Below are 15,336 nucleotides of genomic sequence, written 5' to 3'. Positions count from 1 at the left end.
CCCTAAACCTCCCCTCGAAGAGGGAGTCCACAGTCTTGCGGAAAACCGAAGCGAATATTGAAATCCTGAATCGCTTGGCCACTCGCGCCCTTCAGTAAATTGTCAATCACACTGAAGAGAAACAGCATTGAAACACCATTCCCGGTACTTTCCACTGTCCAACCAATATCACAGCGGTTTGAACCGACAACGTCTCGTGTCGATGGAATCCGATTGCCTGTAAGGTTGATAAAAAGCTTATCCGCATAGGCTCTTCCAAGTGCCTCCTCAACTCTCATTGCTATTTCCCTATGTTCGCCGTTAACAGGAACACTGATGGTCGAGAAGATTCCGCGACGCATTGGAACAAGATGAGGTATGAAGAAGAGATTACAACTAATGCCGGCACGCCTGATTTCTTGAACCATCTCTGGATGATGGCGATGACTGATACCCGGATTATATGCGAGCGCATTCTCCGAGCGCTCAACAAACATTGAATCCTTTTTCTCAGATCTGCCGGCTCCGGAGATTCCGCTCAGTGAGTTTATTGTTATTGTTGCAGAGGCAATCACTGAGGCGTGCGCGAGCGGCAATATCGGGAGAAGCGCGCATGTGGGATAGCAACCCGGAACAGAAATCAGATTCGCCTCGCGGATATCATTCTCGCGCAGTTCTGTGAGACCGTAAACAGCGGTTTCCCGCAGCTTTCTCATCGGTGGTGCTGTTCCATAGGCGCGTCTATGCGCTTCTTCGTTTTTAAGTCTAAAGTCTGCCGATAAATCGAGTACTATGGAGTTCGAAAAAAAGGGCTTGCAAAACTGTGCGGATACCCCGTGAGGCAGAGCCGAAAAAACAGCATCGGGTTTGGCCCGGAGCGCTTGATCGCGGCTCAGCAGCGAACGCTCACTGGGCAATTTGCCCTGGGTATCCGCGCCCAAACCCCAGTCTACCTCATCGATGGGCCTGCCCACGGCAGTTGAGGACACCGGGATAAGTTCCGTAACCTTAGGATGATCCATAAGCAGGCGCATTAGGACGGCGCCGGTATACCCCGAGGCACCCAGTACGCAAATCCTCATTTGCCCCCCTGCTCGCTCGCCATTTTCTGCGGACTAAATTTCCGCCAAATCATCAGGGCCTCCTGGGGACAATATATCGCATCGCCACCGACAATCGTATCGAAAAGTTCAAGCGGTTTTGATTCAAGCAGATTAGGAACGGTCACCAAATTCACATGGTCGCACAGCTCCCTGATAATCCCAAGTCGGCTATTTTGGGAGTTCATCGCGTGTATATACATAAGTACGTATAAACATTCAAGAGGCCAATCCTGATTGACTCTTCGCTTAGTTTGGGTAGCGGTTTATAATTCGATATGCAGCCTGCTTCGGTTTTCCACAAAGATACGACGGAATCCACAATGGATGATGCGCGTAGTGCGGTTCTTTCTGGCTATGGTCATGGAACCCTTTGCACGGCCACAAAACAGAATTCGGGCAGAGGTAGAATTCCAGGCAGGAAGTGGGAAGATGACGGCGAAGGAGCTCTGCTGTTCACCCTCGTAATTCACGAGAATAAATGTGGTGTTAAATATCCAGTCACCCAACTCTTAGCCCTTGCAGTGTGTCAGTGGTTGGAGGATGTTCACGGCTTACAACCCCAAATCAAGTGGCCGAACGATGTGTGTATTTCAGGCGCCAAAATTGCGGGAATACTTGTCGAAAAAGAAGGGCCTTTTTTCTTAGCCGGAATAGGGGTGAATTTTAGGCAGAATAGCTTCTCGAAAGCCTTCCGCCAACCTGCCACCAGTCTCGCCCTTGCTAAAGGTATCCATGCGAACCAATCCCATACTGAAGGTTTTGAATTATCTGCCCTTCTAACTAGAATTGAACTGAATCTCAATGTTAATCCTCCCATACAGGAAGTTATTCACCGTTTAAGGGGTATCGGCTTCGAAGTGGAACTCTGTCTTGGATACCCTGACCAGAAGAAGAAGCTTCGCGGGAGAATGTTGGGACTTCAGAAAGACGGAGCACTGTTGATTGAGTTGGAATCCGGCAATACGCATGCGGTTTATAGCGGAGAAATTGATGGGATCCAAATCAATACAAAATGATTGAAAGAAAAGTCTTGATAGTTGGGAATACTTTTTAGTATTTTCATCAGGGGGAGGCGCTATTCATGAGGCGCAGTATTCCCCAGATAAAAACAAAATACCGAAAGGGAGTTTTTCGTAATGGCCAAACAATTGATGTTCGATGAGGACGCGCGTAAAAAGCTGCTTAGTGGCGTCCAGAAGTTGTCCGATGCCGTAAAGGTCACATTAGGCCCCAAGGGACGCAATGTATTGCTAGATAAAAAGTTCGGCGCACCAACCGTAACCAAGGACGGTGTTTCAGTGGCTCGTGAAATCGAACTCGAGGAACCGTTCGAGAACATGGGGGCCCAGCTTCTCAAAGAAGTTGCAACAAGAACCAACGATGTTGCTGGCGATGGTACCACAACTGCAACTGTACTTGCGTATTCCATGATTAAAGAAGGTTTGAAATCGGTTGCCGCCGGAATAAATCCGATGGGGATTAAACGCGGAATCGACAAAGCCGTCCATGTTGCCGTAGAGGATATCCGTAAAAATAAGAAGATTATCAAGGATAGGGAGGAGATTGCACAAGTTGCCGCGATTTCAGCCAATAACGACCATGAAATTGGTGAGGAGATTGCGAATGCAATGGAAAAAGTGGGTAAGGATGGAGTAATCACTGTTGAAGAGTCAAAAACCATAGAAACCACCACTGACTTTGTTGAAGGGATGCAATTTGATCGAGGTTATCTTTCTCCTTATTTTGCCACCAACAGAGACAATATGACCACCGTAATGGAGAATCCTTATGTTTTGATTTTCGATAAGAAAATTAGCAGCATGAAAGATCTTCTACCAATACTTGAAAAAGTGGCCCAGGCAGGCAAGCCCATCCTTATTATCTCCGAGGATGTCGAAGGCGAGGCCCTCGCAACTCTTGTTGTCAACACAATCCGTGGAGCTCTCAACGTATGCGCGGTAAAAGCACCTGGCTTTGGCGATCGCCGCAAAGCGATGTTAGAGGACATTGCCACGCTCACGGGTGGACAGGTTATCTCTGAGGAAGTGGGATTGAAGCTGGAGAACACAGAGATTAATCAACTTGGTCAGGCGGTTACGATAAAGGTGGAAAAAGAAAACACCACCATCATCAACGGTGCTGGCACGGAGAGCGACATCAAGGGCCGCATATCACAAATCAAGTCTCAAATTGAAGAAACCACTTCGGATTACGATCGCGAGAAACTTCAGGAACGCCTTGCCAAACTCGCTGGTGGCGTTGCTGTAATCAATGTAGGCGCACCCACGGAAGTTGAGCTGAAAGAGAAAAAGCACAGGGTTGAAGATGCACTATCGGCCACCCGTGCAGCGGTTGAGGAAGGCATTGTATCAGGAGGTGGGCTCACTCTTATACAGGCTGGAAATGCCTTGAACAAGGTAGATCAGGATAAACTGCCCGATGACGAAAAAGTTGGATTCAGCATCGTGAAGCGGGCTCTTGAAGAACCCATAAGGCAAATAGCCGAGAATTCCGGCGTTGATGGCTCTATCATTGCTGAGAAGGCCAAGTATGAGAAAAAGGGCACTGGCTTCGATGCAAATACCTTGGAATGGGTAGATCTTGTTGTCTCTGGTATTATCGATCCCGCCAAAGTAGCCAGAAGCGCTTTGCAAAACGCCTCTTCGATTGCGGGACTCCTATTGACAACAGAATGCACCGTCACCGATCTGCCTGAGAAGGAAGCACCGGCTGCTCCCCCCGGAGGAGGTGCTGGCATGGGCGGCGGCATGGGCGGAATGATGTAGTCGTTTAAAAGGAATAGAAGTCGCGACCGGGGTTCTCCCCGGCCGACTCAACTGTTATCTTAACTTTTTTGGAACTAAGATGTTGAAACGAGAGGATTATATGTTTACCATCGGTTACGATGGCGGTAAGGCAATTGTTGATAAACGCTCCAAATCCAATTTCGGCAAACTGAGCGTGAGAGAACTTGCCGATAGGGGCCTGTTCCGGGCTGCCTATCTCGCTGCCACATACGATGCAGATAGTGTCGCGGTTGAGTATGTTTTGGAGAAGTTCAATTCCATTACCCCTCACAAGGGCAAAACAGAGCTTGATAAAGTTCTGGGAGTCCAGCCACCATCAGAAAATATCTCGGGTGCTCGCGCAGTTTAAACATCCGCATTGACGAGCCTTAGGCTTCGTGCTACGGTGTCTTGGTTTCATACTTATTTGAAAGGCGGGTCCCATGCTAAGCAATCTTACTTTTCTATCAGGAGTCCAAACGCCAGGTGGCGCGGAAGGGGGCTCCGGCGGCTATGTGCAGGTGCTGATCATAGTAGGCATTTTCGCCATATTTTACTTCTTAATTATTCGTCCTCAGCGCAGGAAACAAAAAGAAACTAAGAGAATGATTGAAGGCGTCAGGAAGGGCGACAAGATTACCACCATCGGTGGAATTCGAGGTGTGGTAAAAAATGTGATGGAGAAATCAATAATCATTGAGGTGGATAATAAAGGAACAACTTTGGAATTTATGAAGACTGCCATAGGTTCGGTGGATGCAATGACTCCAGAGAAACCATTCAATAACGGCGGGAAGTAGAAATCGTCCGAATAAGAATTCCCTCCGGAGATAATGATGACTAAACTAATGCGTGCGCTCTTAGTTCTTACGCTGCTGGTACTAGGCAGCGTTTTCCTGTATCCGACAATAAAATGGTATTTCTTGATCGACACCGAAATGAAGAATCTCGCAAATGGAACCTCCACGGGAATTCGAATCTGGTCGGTAAACCAGGCTAACCGAATTACCGACGAACTTGAGCAGATTAGTCAAAATTCAGAGACGGTTCAAAATCCGATACCTGAGGAATATGAATTCCTGCAAAAAATAGCCAGGGAGAATTATCGCTTAGGCAAAAGCGATATGCCTGGAGACTGGACTCTTGGCGCTGTTTTGAATGGATTTCGTGATTTTGATGATTTGCGTAATTCTGTCGAGGACTATTATCGTCAGAGCATCTTGGATTTGAAGGAAATGAAGGGGCGCATACTTACTCTTGGTCTGGATCTTTCAGGAGGACTCAGCATTGTAGTTGAGCCGGATTTCTCATCCCTGGAGGATGCTAGCACTGAGGTGATATCCTCAGCCGATCGCGACGCGGCTCTGGAATCTGCCATTGAGGTTATCAGCAACAGAATCGATACCTTCGGTGTAACAGAACCACAGATACGCCGGCAGCTGGACGACTCAGTTCTCATAGACATTCCCGGAGAAGCCGATCCCGAGCGCGTAAATTCTTTTCTTATAGGCCGTGGTTCGCTGGGTTTTCATATCGTTGATGATGAGGGAACACAGGCAGTGCGCGATTATGTAGAATCGGGGGGTGTGATTGTCGATGGTAAGCCCGTAGATGATGGAATCCTCGCCGAAGGACTAGTTGCCCTAGGGTATTATACTAAAGATGCCTACAATATCGACCAATTCAATGGTTGGATAGCAGTTTCACAGAAACCCGATCTCGATGGTTCTCATATTCGTGAAGCCAAGCCGGAAACCGATCCAGAAGATCTCAGGCCAATCGTTATTTTCCGGCTCGATCCGGAAGGTGCAACCATATTTCAACGCCTTACGGCAGAGAATACAAAAAAATTCATGGCGGTCGTGCTGGATGACAAGATTAAGGCCAATGCATACATTGAAGAAGCCATCCCAGGGGGCACTGCGCGTGTTACGGGCTTTAACTATCGCGAGGCTAATGACTTGGCAGTGGTACTTCGCACCGGCTCTCTGCCGGTACAGTTGGATATTCGCTCACTCCAGTCGATAGGCGCTTCTCTTGGCAGGGATACTATCCAGGCTGGACTGCAGGCCATACTTATCGGTTTTGGACTCGTATTCCTTTTCATGGCGCTCTGGTATAGAGGTGCGGGTGTTATCGCCGATATCGCCTTGGCCATGAATCTGTTCTTGCTCACCGCGATCTTATCGAGTTTCAATTTTACCCTCACTATGACCAGTATTGCAGGTTTGATTCTTACCGTGGGGATGTCCGTCGATGCGAATGTCATAATCTTTGAGCGGATTAAAGAGGAACGAAGATTAGGCAAAAACAGAGCAATGGCAGTCGACACAGGTTTCAAGAAGGCCTTTTGGACCATAATGGATGCCCAAATTACAACCCTGATAGCGGCACTCTTCCTTTCCCAGCTGGGGAAGGGACCTGTTCAAGGATTTGCAATCACCTTAGCTTGGGGTATTGGATGTTCCCTCTTTACGGCTCTTTTCGTCTCCCGGCTGATTTTTGACATCGGAACAGAAAGCTTCAAACGACAAAAACTCAATATTGCGTGGGTATTCAAGAAAACATGAAAGTATATAACGTTACATCCTATCGCATCCCCGCACTTATAGCTTCCGGTTTTTTTATCCTGGTTTTCTGGACTTATACGCTATTCATCAACGAGGGGTTCAACTTTGGCATCGATTTCAAAGCCGGGTTGAATATCGTCGTCGACATATCCGCGGAGTCAAATGAACAGAAGCTCCGTGAACTCCTTGATGAATTCGATCCACAGATTCAAACAGCGGGAGACGAGGACGGTCGTTTCATCATTCGCATCGCAGATGACTCAGGAGTTGCGGATTTTCAACAAATCACCACTCAATCGGTTCTTGATATTCTTAGTACTCAATTCGAATCAGTTGCAATTGTGTCCGAAGAGTATATAGGTTCAAGCTTCGCGACCAGCCTGGCGACACAAACCATTTGGTTGACGCTTATAGCGCTGAGCTTAATACTTCTCTATGTTTGGATACGCTTCAAACTGAATTATGCGGTATCCGCGGTGGCTGCCGTTTTTCACGATGTGTTGTTTTTACTGGGATTCATAGGAGCTCTTCAGCTCGAGTTTTCAACTGCTACCATAGCAGCCATACTTACGATAATTGGATATTCCCTGAACGACACCATAGTAATATTTGATCGGATTAGAGAAAACGCAAGAATCACAAAGGATATAAGTTTCAAAGAGGTAATTAACCAGTCAATTTCTCAGTCTCTAAGTCGAACCTTAATCACCTCGTTCACCACTCTGCTTGCGGTAACCGCGATTCTGGTTTTCGCAACTGGCACAATCCAAGTCTTTGCGCTTAGCCTGGGGGTAGGTATCCTGGTGGGAACATACTCCTCTATTTTCGTGGCTTCACCGATCCTGCTTATCTGGCACGATAGGAGGCAGCAGAAGACAAGTAGAGGCATCGTTGCCCCGCAGAGCGGTTCGTCGGTTAAATCGGTTTCAAGCAGTAGAGCGAGGGTGGTGTTGCAACCGAAGCGGCAAAGCGCCGAAGAGATAGCCGTAGCAACGCTTCGCCGAGCCAAATCGAAAGCCAAAAAGAAAAAGAAGAAGTGATAGCATACAGCCGGTAGGCACGTGTATTCTACCTTCGTGAAACCATCTGTTCCATGCTTTCTCTTCATCATGACGATAAGTCGTCTTGACGCGGAAACCGAAGCTGTATTCTGGTTTCACACAAACGACCGTTACAATCGTTCGGTTCTCAGAAATGCCATCGAGGTACCGGGCGGGAAGGAGCCATACGCATTTATAGCAAGTAAGCTGGGTTATGAGAATTGGATGACTCGCAGAAAAGGCGATATCACAATCTTGTCTGAAATAAGCAGCACCGGCAAGGTTCCTGTGCTCTGTTTTCACCGATTGGGCAAAAAGCAAAAATATGAACTGACGCCTGTTAGATTTCGACGCCTGATTAATTATATCAAAGACAACAAATGGTATCTTATATCAGATCATCAATACATAAGTGGAGACTTATCCAGAGTGCCAAACGGTTTCAAGCCTATAGTGATGGGTTCCGACGATGCCTCTTACGGTACCTTCACCTACCAAACCGTTGGCGGGAGCCTGTATGGCACCGTAAAGCGTAGGGCTGGCAAACCTCTTCTGGATAGGAACTCAATGGTATCGATACTCGAGAAGTATGCACCCAGGGAGGAAGGAAGGATAAATTTCACTTTCTACATTTCCTTCGACGCAGTGCCATTCCGCCAATTGGACGGCTACCGAAATCCAAAGTTTCCTTACAAGGGAATCCCCTTGGTGGCGGAAAAAATCAGATATCTAGATGAAAAATTTATCCTTGGAATTCATTCCCTCAACCATATCTATGCAAACGATATGGGGCCTGAGGCCTTTGCCAGGGATGTGCTCCGGGCCTGGGAACTTATAGACGAGTATGCCGGTGGGGAGGCCGTAAGTCTTCGGACACTTTCGTTCCCCTTCGGGATAGATCCACTTACTCCCTCCATGCGAAAGGAAATAAGCTCCCTAACTCACAATGGGCGACGCCTTAGCGGCGCCTTTGATTTCGATGACAAGCTCGCTCCGGCACCAGGCGCCCTTAGCGATGCTTTTGATATCTCGCGATATAACGTGGACAATAGAACCTGGAATCGCATTTTTGAAACTCTTGAATCCGCGAATGCCGTAGTTGTGCGTCGAGAGATTATCTGGGAAGTGGATACAAAAAAAGTGCCTAAGAGTCGATACTCGCTGGGAGCTACCGAAACTGATACTGTTTGGGTGCTTGTTCGTTCCCCGAAGCTTATCAATCCACTTCTTGATTCCTCACATAGTCGGCGGTAATAATCCACATTGACAGCATAGATTCTGACTCCGTAGAATATCATCCATTTTGTTGCAGAGAGAGAGTTTTACTGCCTTAGTATGATGAAATGAAGGAAATTGGACCACTAAGATGGATTTCCAACAATAGCAGTAGAAGAATCAGAGAGTTTTAGCTGAGCAAAAAATCAAAAAGAATTCGGTTTTTGGGGAAAATGCGGACTACACTGTAGCTTAAGAGCATATGGATTTAGATAAACAGCTTTTCAAGTACCTTGCAGTATTCATATTACTAAGCATTGGAGCCGGGGCACAAGCGGAGGTTGCCGATAAACCGGAGTGGTCGATGGATTTCCTCCCGCGGCAAAACAAAGCATGGTGTTCGCTTACCCCCTATTCGCAGCAACACGAAACAAGGGAATCGATTGCTAACTTCCCGCAGGCAAACAAAGCAGGATGGTCGATTGGCTCCACGAGTGGTGTTATATGGGGGAAGGCCAGAGAGCTCGTCTTCGAAAATACAGGCGTGACAAGTAAGAATGACTATTTGAGCGAATTGATATGGGAACTTAACCGAGTGTTTGTATTAGGTGTCGATTCGTTCTGGCAGGGGAAGAAATCAAATGGATTGGAACTCAGACTTGACTTTGCAATTCCAAATATGCCGGCAGGCAAAATGGACGATTATGATTGGTACTATACAGATAGAGATTGGAGTCATTGGTCTCAAAGCGAAGCGACACTGAGATTGGGATTCATCTTCGATTTCTTATATGAAGAAGTACTAGTGAGATCGGGACGCTTCAACCTGAAAGTAGGCGCTGGATATCACATAGAATGGTGGAGTTGGAGGGACAAATTGACAGATTCACTGTATTCGACTTTTGTGCACAGAGTTGACCGTTCAGTCCCCGACAAATTCAGTCACGGGAAAGGTGATAAGTTTCGTGACAGACCCGATGTGTTGACGGTGGGATCAAATGGAATCAATTACTGGGTTATCTACCAGGTACCTTCATTATCTCTGCGCAGCAGTTTTGAGTGGGATACCATTTCCCTAAGTGCCCTTGTCTCCATCGGGCCAATGCTGGGAATCGCTAAGGACCATCACCTGAAGAGGTTCGAATACGGTTCCAATGGAGTTTATTTCTATGATGTAGCTTTTGGCGGACCCTGGGTGGGTACCACCCTCGAAGTTGGATTTAAAATCACTGACCGGCTTTCGTTTCTTCTCCGAGGTGAGTTTGCCTGGCTGCGCGAAACGCGAGGTTCCACAATAACTGTTCCCACTAACGAGAAATCAGTCACTATCGCAAATAAAGCAGGGGGACTTTCTTTTCGAAGAATCGGCGTGAACTCTCTTATTCTTTGGAAACTGTAGATTTCAGACTCGCTACCACTATTCGACTCTGTATGTCTGAGGCTTAGTCGCGTTGTACGCCCATATTGTTCTTCTGCCTGTTCAATTTGGATGATAAGAGAGACTTTGCGCCTTGACAGAAATTACAAAGATATCGATATTCCGATATAACATGGACACGGGAGAAGAAAAACTTGCGCGAATGCGCCATTCTATGGCGCATGTGATGGCCTCGGGGGTTCTTGCGATGTTTCCCGATGCAAAGATAGCCATCGGTCCTGCAATAGAGAATGGCTTTTACTATGATTTTGAGCTACCCCGAAAGCTCAAACCCGAAGACCTCAAAGTTATCGAAAACCGCATGATCAAGCTAATTGCAGAGGATTACTCCTTTGAGCGGGAAATAATCATGCGTGCCGATGCCTTGAGATTATTTGGGAGCCAGCCCTACAAAATAGAGCTTATTAACGACTTACCGGAAAACGAAGAGCTGAGCATCTATCGTATGGGCAGTTTTATCGATCTTTGTCGAGGACCGCATGTGCAGTCAACAGGAAAACTTTGTCCTCAGGGTTTTAAGTTGACTAGCATCGCGGGTGCTTACTGGAGGGGCGACGAAAAACGGCCTATGTTGCAGCGAATCTACGGAACAGCCTGGCACGATTCCAAGGCTCTAAGAACACATCTCGCACATCTCGAAGAACTTGAGAAGCGAGATCATCGCCGACTGGGCAGGGAATTAGATCTTTTTTCGATTCATGAACAAGTCGGTGCCGGGCTTGTTCATTGGCACCCCAAAGGTGCCCGAATTCGAGTGCTTGTCGAGGATTTTTGGCGCACCGAACACTACAAAAATGGCTACGAGATGGTATTTACACCTCATGTGGGCAAGAGATGGCTTTGGGAAACCTCGGGTCATCTGGATTTTTATTCTGAGAGTATGTATCCCAGTCTACACATGGATAAGAGTGCTTACTATATCAAACCAATGAATTGTCCCTTCCATGTAATGATTTATAACAATGGTAAGCATTCCTATCGGGATTTGCCTTATCGTTGGGCGGAATTGGGAACCGTATATCGCTATGAGCGTTCCGGCACTCTCCACGGGCTCTTAAGGATTAGGGGCTTTACTCAGGATGATGCTCATCTGATTTGCACACCAAGTCAGATGCAGGGAGAAATACGGGATGTAATCCGGTTTAGCCTCTATATGCTGCGCTCTTTTGGATTCCAGGAAATCGAAGCATATCTTTCCACGATGCCGGAAAAAGCAGTTGGCGCGCGCGAACGTTGGGAGGCGGCCCAGGACTCTCTAAGAGAGACGGTGGAGTTGGAGAAACTGAAATACAAAGTTGATGAGGGTGGAGGCGCGTTCTACGGACCAAAAATAGATTTGAAGGTAAGGGACGCTCTGGGTAGGATCTGGCAGTTATCCACCATACAATTTGATTTCAATCTTCCGGACAGATTCAATATGACCTTTACCGACAGCGATGGTATTGAAACACGCCCCTACATGATACACAGGGCACTCTTTGGTAGCATAGAACGTTTTTTTGGAGTGATGATTGAGAATTACGGAGGCGCGTTTCCTGTTTGGCTTTCGCCTGTTCAGGTTGTCCTTATTCCAGTCGCATTGAATTTCAGCGATTATGCCAGCGAAATTGTCCATGAAATGCGAGGGCAGGATATAAGGGCTGAAGCCGATTTGGGCAATGAGAGATTAAATGCAAAGATTCGAAACCATCAGACTCAGAAAGTGCCGTTCATGTTGATAGTTGGCGAGAGAGAATGTGAAAATCGATCGGTAAGCGTTAGAACTCGTGGAGGCGAGAAATCGACCCTGTCAATCGACGAAGCAATAGAAATGATTCAAAAAAAGATAATCGCCAAGGAAACAGTTTAGATTCAGATGCACTTATCAATCCGGACTTCAATCTCAATCCCGGCTCCCTAGCATTTGTCTACATTGTTTGTGTATGATGGCCTCATGTCGGAGTTTCCATGGGGCAATGAAGCTTTAGATAAACAACTGGAAATGGTTCGAAGCTTCTTAAGCAGTGAAGCTCAAAGATCGCAAGACTATGTGGGTCTTGAGATTTCCCGGACACTTGAGAGCAGGGGAAAATTACTTAGACCGGCTCTTGTATTACTTTCCAGCAAGCTGGGAAATAATTCCGTGGGGAATATTATAGAACTTGCCGCCGCTATGGAAATGATACATCTTGCGACACTTATACACGATGATGTGATTGATGGTGCGCTTTTCCGCCGTGGAGAATCGGCTCTGCATGTTAGGATTGGCGGAGCAGGAGCTGTACTTGCAGGTGACTGGCTTCTAGCACGCGCGCTCTCCATTGCCGGCAGACATTATGATAAGGAACTGTTTCTGTTTCTCAATGAAAGAATTGAGGAGCTTTGCAAGGCCGAGATTCATCAGGATGTTTCAAGTGGTAAGCTTGTGGTATCCAGAGAAGAATACCTCCAGCGCGTGGATGGCAAAACGGCTGCCCTCTTGCGACTTCCCTGCCGCGTGGGTGCCAGTGTAGCTGGCGTCGACTTACCAACCTTGAATACACTCGACCGTTGGGCTCTCATTGTTGGCCGTGCTTTCCAAATGGATGATGATGCGCTTGATTATCAGGAGGAGCAGAGCCATTTACGTGGAAACATCTCGGCCGACCTTCATGCCGGTTTCAGCACACTGCCGCTGATTATCGCTTGGGAAAGTGGGGATAGTGGAATCAGAAAGCTCACTAGGAATGGCATTCCCTCATCACTTCGAAAGCGTCGTCAAATCAGAAAGAAAGTAATTGAGTTGGGAGCTGTGGAATTGGCCCGAGAAGAGGCCGCGGCCTTGTATCGAAAAGCACGGGACTACACTCTCCTGCTACCTTCCACGGGGCAGCAGGATTTTGATATCATAATCAGCCGACTTCTGAATAGAAGTTGCTAGGAGATAATTCCCATTGAACAGAAGTAAGAATTATTTATCGCGACTTAAGACCCTGGACATGGACATCATTAGACTGAACAATATCGGAGCCCTGCTTGAGTGGGATCAAGAAACCTACATGCCCAAGGCTGCGCAAAATGAGCGTGCCGCTCAACTGGCACTGCTTGCAGCTTTGCGTCAGGAAAAAATCATTAATACCGAATGGGAGACTTTATTCGAAAAACTTGGCTATTCGACACACATAAACTCGTCAAGTCAGAGTTCCATAAACAATCTAAACTCTTCGAGTGCCGCATCTGATACCGCACAGTTTGGTGATATTGGATTTGACGAGGTGGAAAAGGCCTTCTTGCGTGAAGCTCATAGACGCTGGATACGAAATAAATCTCTCCCAGGAAGACTGGTGAAAGCAATCGCAAATGAAACCTCGCTTGCACAGGCCGCCTGGGTAGATGCTCGCAGAACGAATAATTTTCCGGCATTCGCTCCTCATCTTGAAAAAGTTGTCAGGCTGAAGCAGGAATATTCGGTAACAGTTGCTCCCGATGCAGAACCATACGATACCCTTCTTGATGAGCACGAGCCTGGCGCGCGCACAGCACAAATCTCAACTGTGTTTGATGAGCTGACCATAGGCCTTCAAAAGATTGCAGACAAAGTCAAAGGAGCTACAAACGGAGCGTATTCAGCCACGCCAGCCTTTCTCAATCAAAAATACAGCGTCGAGAAACAAAACATTTTCGCCCGAAGAATTCAATCGCACATGGGCTTCGATACCAATCGTGGCCGTCTTGATTTAAGCATTCACCCCTTTGCTACCAACCTTGGCCCGAATGATATACGACTAACCACGCGCTATGACGAGAACAAAGTCCTTTCAGGCCTATTCAGCAGCATTCATGAGGCAGGCCATGGTCTCTATGAGCAGGGGATAGATGAAAACCTGCGTCAAACAATCCTGGAAGATGGAGCAAGCTTAGGTATTCATGAATCTCAATCCAGATTTTGGGAGAACATTGTAGGTAAATCCCATTCCTTCTGGAGTTTCTGGTACAGCGAATTCCAAGAACTCTTCTCTGAGAATCTTGCTGATGTTGGATACGACGAATTCTATCGCGCCGTCAACAATGTACAACCCTCTCTCATTCGAGTTGATGCCGACGAAGTAACCTACTCTCTTCACATCGTGATTCGTTTTCGACTCGAACATGCCTTAATCTCTGGTGACCTCAAAGTATCCGATCTTCCAGGCGCCTGGAATCAGGCATACAAGGAATATCTTGGTATCACTCCCAATAACGATGTCGAGGGATGCATGCAGGATATACACTGGTCTGCGGGATCGTTTGGTTATTTTCCAACCTATGCCTTAGGCAATCTATATTCAGCTCAGTTCGTCAGACCCATGGAAAACGAAATAGGGCCTTTAGCCAATCTACTCGGAAAGGGCAAATTAGACGTGATTCAGCGATGGTTGAAAGAGAATATTTACAGGCATGGTCGTGTTTATAACCCGAATGATCTCTGCTATCATCTATCGGGTAAGAAACTTGACGCGTCCGAATTCTTGAACTACCTGAATTCCAAGTACAGCCAGATATACCGCTTCTAGATTTCCGTTGACCCGACAATATCGACTGCCTATAGTGGCTACATGCCTTCTTCCAATAACCTGACTATAATCCGGATCTGCTGTGCACCATTTATCTTCCTTGCTTGGTATTTTCTGGTTGAATTGGGACATTCTCCTCGTCTGGGGACTCTAATACTCTGGGCGTTATTTTGCTTCGGCGCGAGCACTGACATTTTAGATGGTTACTTAGCAAGGAAAATGGGCCAGGTGACTGATATCGGAAAACTGATGGACCCGTTTTCCGATATGCTCCTCACGGTTACTTTTTTTGTGTGCTTTTTGAATGCTGACTTAATGCGGGTTTGGACTCTTATCATAATTCTGTGGCGCGAGTTTACAATCATGTTCATTAGAATGCTTATGGCTTATAAGCAAATTGCTATAGGTGCCAGTTTTGCCGGGAAGCTTAAGACGGCTCTCTACTTTGTCGGTGTTGCAGGGGGCCTTATCGCGTTAACTCTTCGCGTGTGGCTGCCAACCCATCGCTTTCTTCCGATAGTGGAATTCTTAAGCGGGTTGCTTTTCATAATCGCAGCCTTAATTGCTTTGATTTCACTAATCAATTATATCCGAACTCATCTTGTGAATTTAAATTTGTAGATAACTTCACTTAACTAAGCTTGACATTTTTTGTTTGTGGGAGTAGTTTTTTGTTTTACCTGTGATACAGGCC

The 15,336-nt window shown here is 46.8% G+C and carries 14 protein-coding genes; 12 read left to right on the top strand and 2 right to left on the bottom strand.

Annotated elements, in window-relative coordinates; translation table 11 throughout:
• Positions 1–2: 2 nt before the first annotated feature.
• Both argC and S1OALGB6SA_RS02750 read right to left on the bottom strand, forming a co-directional pair.
• On the bottom strand, positions 3–1,061 hold the full coding sequence (gene argC / locus S1OALGB6SA_RS02755) for an N-acetyl-gamma-glutamyl-phosphate reductase (RefSeq protein ID WP_124032483.1): 1,059 nt from the start codon (positions 1,059–1,061) through the stop codon (positions 3–5).
• Positions 1,058–1,267, bottom strand: a complete 210-nt coding sequence (locus tag S1OALGB6SA_RS02750; RefSeq protein ID WP_124032482.1) for a hypothetical protein — start codon at positions 1,265–1,267, stop codon at positions 1,058–1,060. Before S1OALGB6SA_RS02750 ends, argC begins: the two co-directional genes overlap by 4 nt.
• Before the next feature lie 90 nt (positions 1,268–1,357).
• Between S1OALGB6SA_RS02750 and S1OALGB6SA_RS02745 the strand changes: the two genes are divergently transcribed.
• The 12 genes from S1OALGB6SA_RS02745 (at position 1,358) to pgsA (ending at position 15,263) form a co-directional block, all read left to right on the top strand.
• On the top strand, positions 1,358–2,098 hold the full coding sequence (locus S1OALGB6SA_RS02745; protein ID WP_124032481.1) for a biotin--[acetyl-CoA-carboxylase] ligase: 741 nt from the start codon (positions 1,358–1,360) through the stop codon (positions 2,096–2,098).
• Positions 2,099–2,218: 120 nt separating this feature from the next.
• Entirely contained in the window at positions 2,219–3,868 is a 1,650-nt protein-coding gene (gene groL, locus S1OALGB6SA_RS02740) for a chaperonin GroEL (RefSeq protein WP_124032480.1), read from the top strand.
• 79 nt (positions 3,869–3,947) lie between these two features.
• Positions 3,948–4,238 carry a hypothetical protein gene (locus tag S1OALGB6SA_RS02735; RefSeq protein WP_124032479.1) on the top strand — a complete coding sequence of 97 codons (291 nt, stop codon included), beginning with the start codon at positions 3,948–3,950 and terminating at the stop codon, positions 4,236–4,238.
• Positions 4,239–4,311: 73 nt separating this feature from the next.
• Positions 4,312–4,668: a preprotein translocase subunit YajC gene (gene yajC, locus S1OALGB6SA_RS02730; RefSeq protein WP_124032478.1), complete on the top strand. Its 357-nt coding sequence runs from the start codon at positions 4,312–4,314 to the stop codon at positions 4,666–4,668.
• 33 nt (positions 4,669–4,701) lie between these two features.
• Positions 4,702–6,438 carry a protein translocase subunit SecD gene (gene secD / locus S1OALGB6SA_RS02725; protein ID WP_230204379.1) on the top strand — a complete coding sequence of 579 codons (1,737 nt, stop codon included), beginning with the start codon at positions 4,702–4,704 and terminating at the stop codon, positions 6,436–6,438.
• Positions 6,435–7,478 (top strand): protein translocase subunit SecF, encoded by a 1,044-nt coding sequence (gene secF / locus S1OALGB6SA_RS02720; RefSeq protein WP_124032477.1) that lies wholly within the window; start codon positions 6,435–6,437, stop codon positions 7,476–7,478. Before secD ends, secF begins: the two co-directional genes overlap by 4 nt.
• Positions 7,479–7,547: 69 nt before the next feature.
• Positions 7,548–8,732: a polysaccharide deacetylase family protein gene (locus S1OALGB6SA_RS02715; RefSeq protein ID WP_124032476.1), complete on the top strand. Its 1,185-nt coding sequence runs from the start codon at positions 7,548–7,550 to the stop codon at positions 8,730–8,732.
• Between the two features lie 223 nt (positions 8,733–8,955).
• A complete protein-coding gene (locus S1OALGB6SA_RS02710; RefSeq protein WP_124032475.1) occupies positions 8,956–10,092 on the top strand; it encodes an omptin family outer membrane protease in 1,137 nt (378 codons plus the stop codon).
• Between the two features lie 151 nt (positions 10,093–10,243).
• On the top strand, positions 10,244–11,980 hold the full coding sequence (gene thrS / locus S1OALGB6SA_RS02705; protein ID WP_124032474.1) for a threonine--tRNA ligase: 1,737 nt from the start codon (positions 10,244–10,246) through the stop codon (positions 11,978–11,980).
• An 84-nt stretch (positions 11,981–12,064) separates the two neighbouring features.
• On the top strand, positions 12,065–13,030 hold the full coding sequence (locus tag S1OALGB6SA_RS02700; protein ID WP_124032473.1) for a polyprenyl synthetase family protein: 966 nt from the start codon (positions 12,065–12,067) through the stop codon (positions 13,028–13,030).
• A 13-nt stretch (positions 13,031–13,043) separates the two neighbouring features.
• Positions 13,044–14,642 (top strand): carboxypeptidase M32, encoded by a 1,599-nt coding sequence (locus tag S1OALGB6SA_RS02695; protein WP_124032472.1) that lies wholly within the window; start codon positions 13,044–13,046, stop codon positions 14,640–14,642.
• A gap of 42 nt (positions 14,643–14,684) precedes the next feature.
• A complete protein-coding gene (gene pgsA / locus S1OALGB6SA_RS02690) occupies positions 14,685–15,263 on the top strand; it encodes a CDP-diacylglycerol--glycerol-3-phosphate 3-phosphatidyltransferase (RefSeq protein WP_124032471.1) in 579 nt (192 codons plus the stop codon).
• The last annotated feature ends 73 nt before the right edge of the window (positions 15,264–15,336 follow it).

Source organism: Olavius algarvensis spirochete endosymbiont (assembly GCA_900608495.1).
Classification (GTDB): Bacteria; Spirochaetota; Spirochaetia; order DSM-2461; family DSM-2461; genus UBA2779.
Note: the sequence above shows the minus strand (reverse complement) of the source record. Positions and strands in the feature narration are given on the sequence as shown.

Bases quoted from the DNA above. Each gene is read 5' to 3' on its own strand.
- argC (WP_124032483.1), bottom strand. From the start codon at position 1,061: ATGAGGATTTGCGTACTGGGTGCCTCGGGGTATACCGGCGCCGTCCTA.
- S1OALGB6SA_RS02750 (WP_124032482.1), bottom strand. From the start codon at position 1,267: ATGAACTCCCAAAATAGCCGACTTGGGATTATCAGGGAGCTGTGCGAC.
- S1OALGB6SA_RS02745 (WP_124032481.1), top strand. From the start codon at position 1,358: ATGCAGCCTGCTTCGGTTTTCCACAAAGATACGACGGAATCCACAATG.
- groL (WP_124032480.1), top strand. From the start codon at position 2,219: ATGGCCAAACAATTGATGTTCGATGAGGACGCGCGTAAAAAGCTGCTT.
- S1OALGB6SA_RS02735 (WP_124032479.1), top strand. From the start codon at position 3,948: ATGTTGAAACGAGAGGATTATATGTTTACCATCGGTTACGATGGCGGT.
- yajC (WP_124032478.1), top strand. From the start codon at position 4,312: ATGCTAAGCAATCTTACTTTTCTATCAGGAGTCCAAACGCCAGGTGGC.
- secD (WP_230204379.1), top strand. From the start codon at position 4,702: ATGATGACTAAACTAATGCGTGCGCTCTTAGTTCTTACGCTGCTGGTA.
- secF (WP_124032477.1), top strand. From the start codon at position 6,435: ATGAAAGTATATAACGTTACATCCTATCGCATCCCCGCACTTATAGCT.
- S1OALGB6SA_RS02715 (WP_124032476.1), top strand. From the start codon at position 7,548: ATGACGATAAGTCGTCTTGACGCGGAAACCGAAGCTGTATTCTGGTTT.
- S1OALGB6SA_RS02710 (WP_124032475.1), top strand. From the start codon at position 8,956: ATGGATTTAGATAAACAGCTTTTCAAGTACCTTGCAGTATTCATATTA.
- thrS (WP_124032474.1), top strand. From the start codon at position 10,244: ATGGACACGGGAGAAGAAAAACTTGCGCGAATGCGCCATTCTATGGCG.
- S1OALGB6SA_RS02700 (WP_124032473.1), top strand. From the start codon at position 12,065: ATGTCGGAGTTTCCATGGGGCAATGAAGCTTTAGATAAACAACTGGAA.
- pgsA (WP_124032471.1), top strand. From the start codon at position 14,685: ATGCCTTCTTCCAATAACCTGACTATAATCCGGATCTGCTGTGCACCA.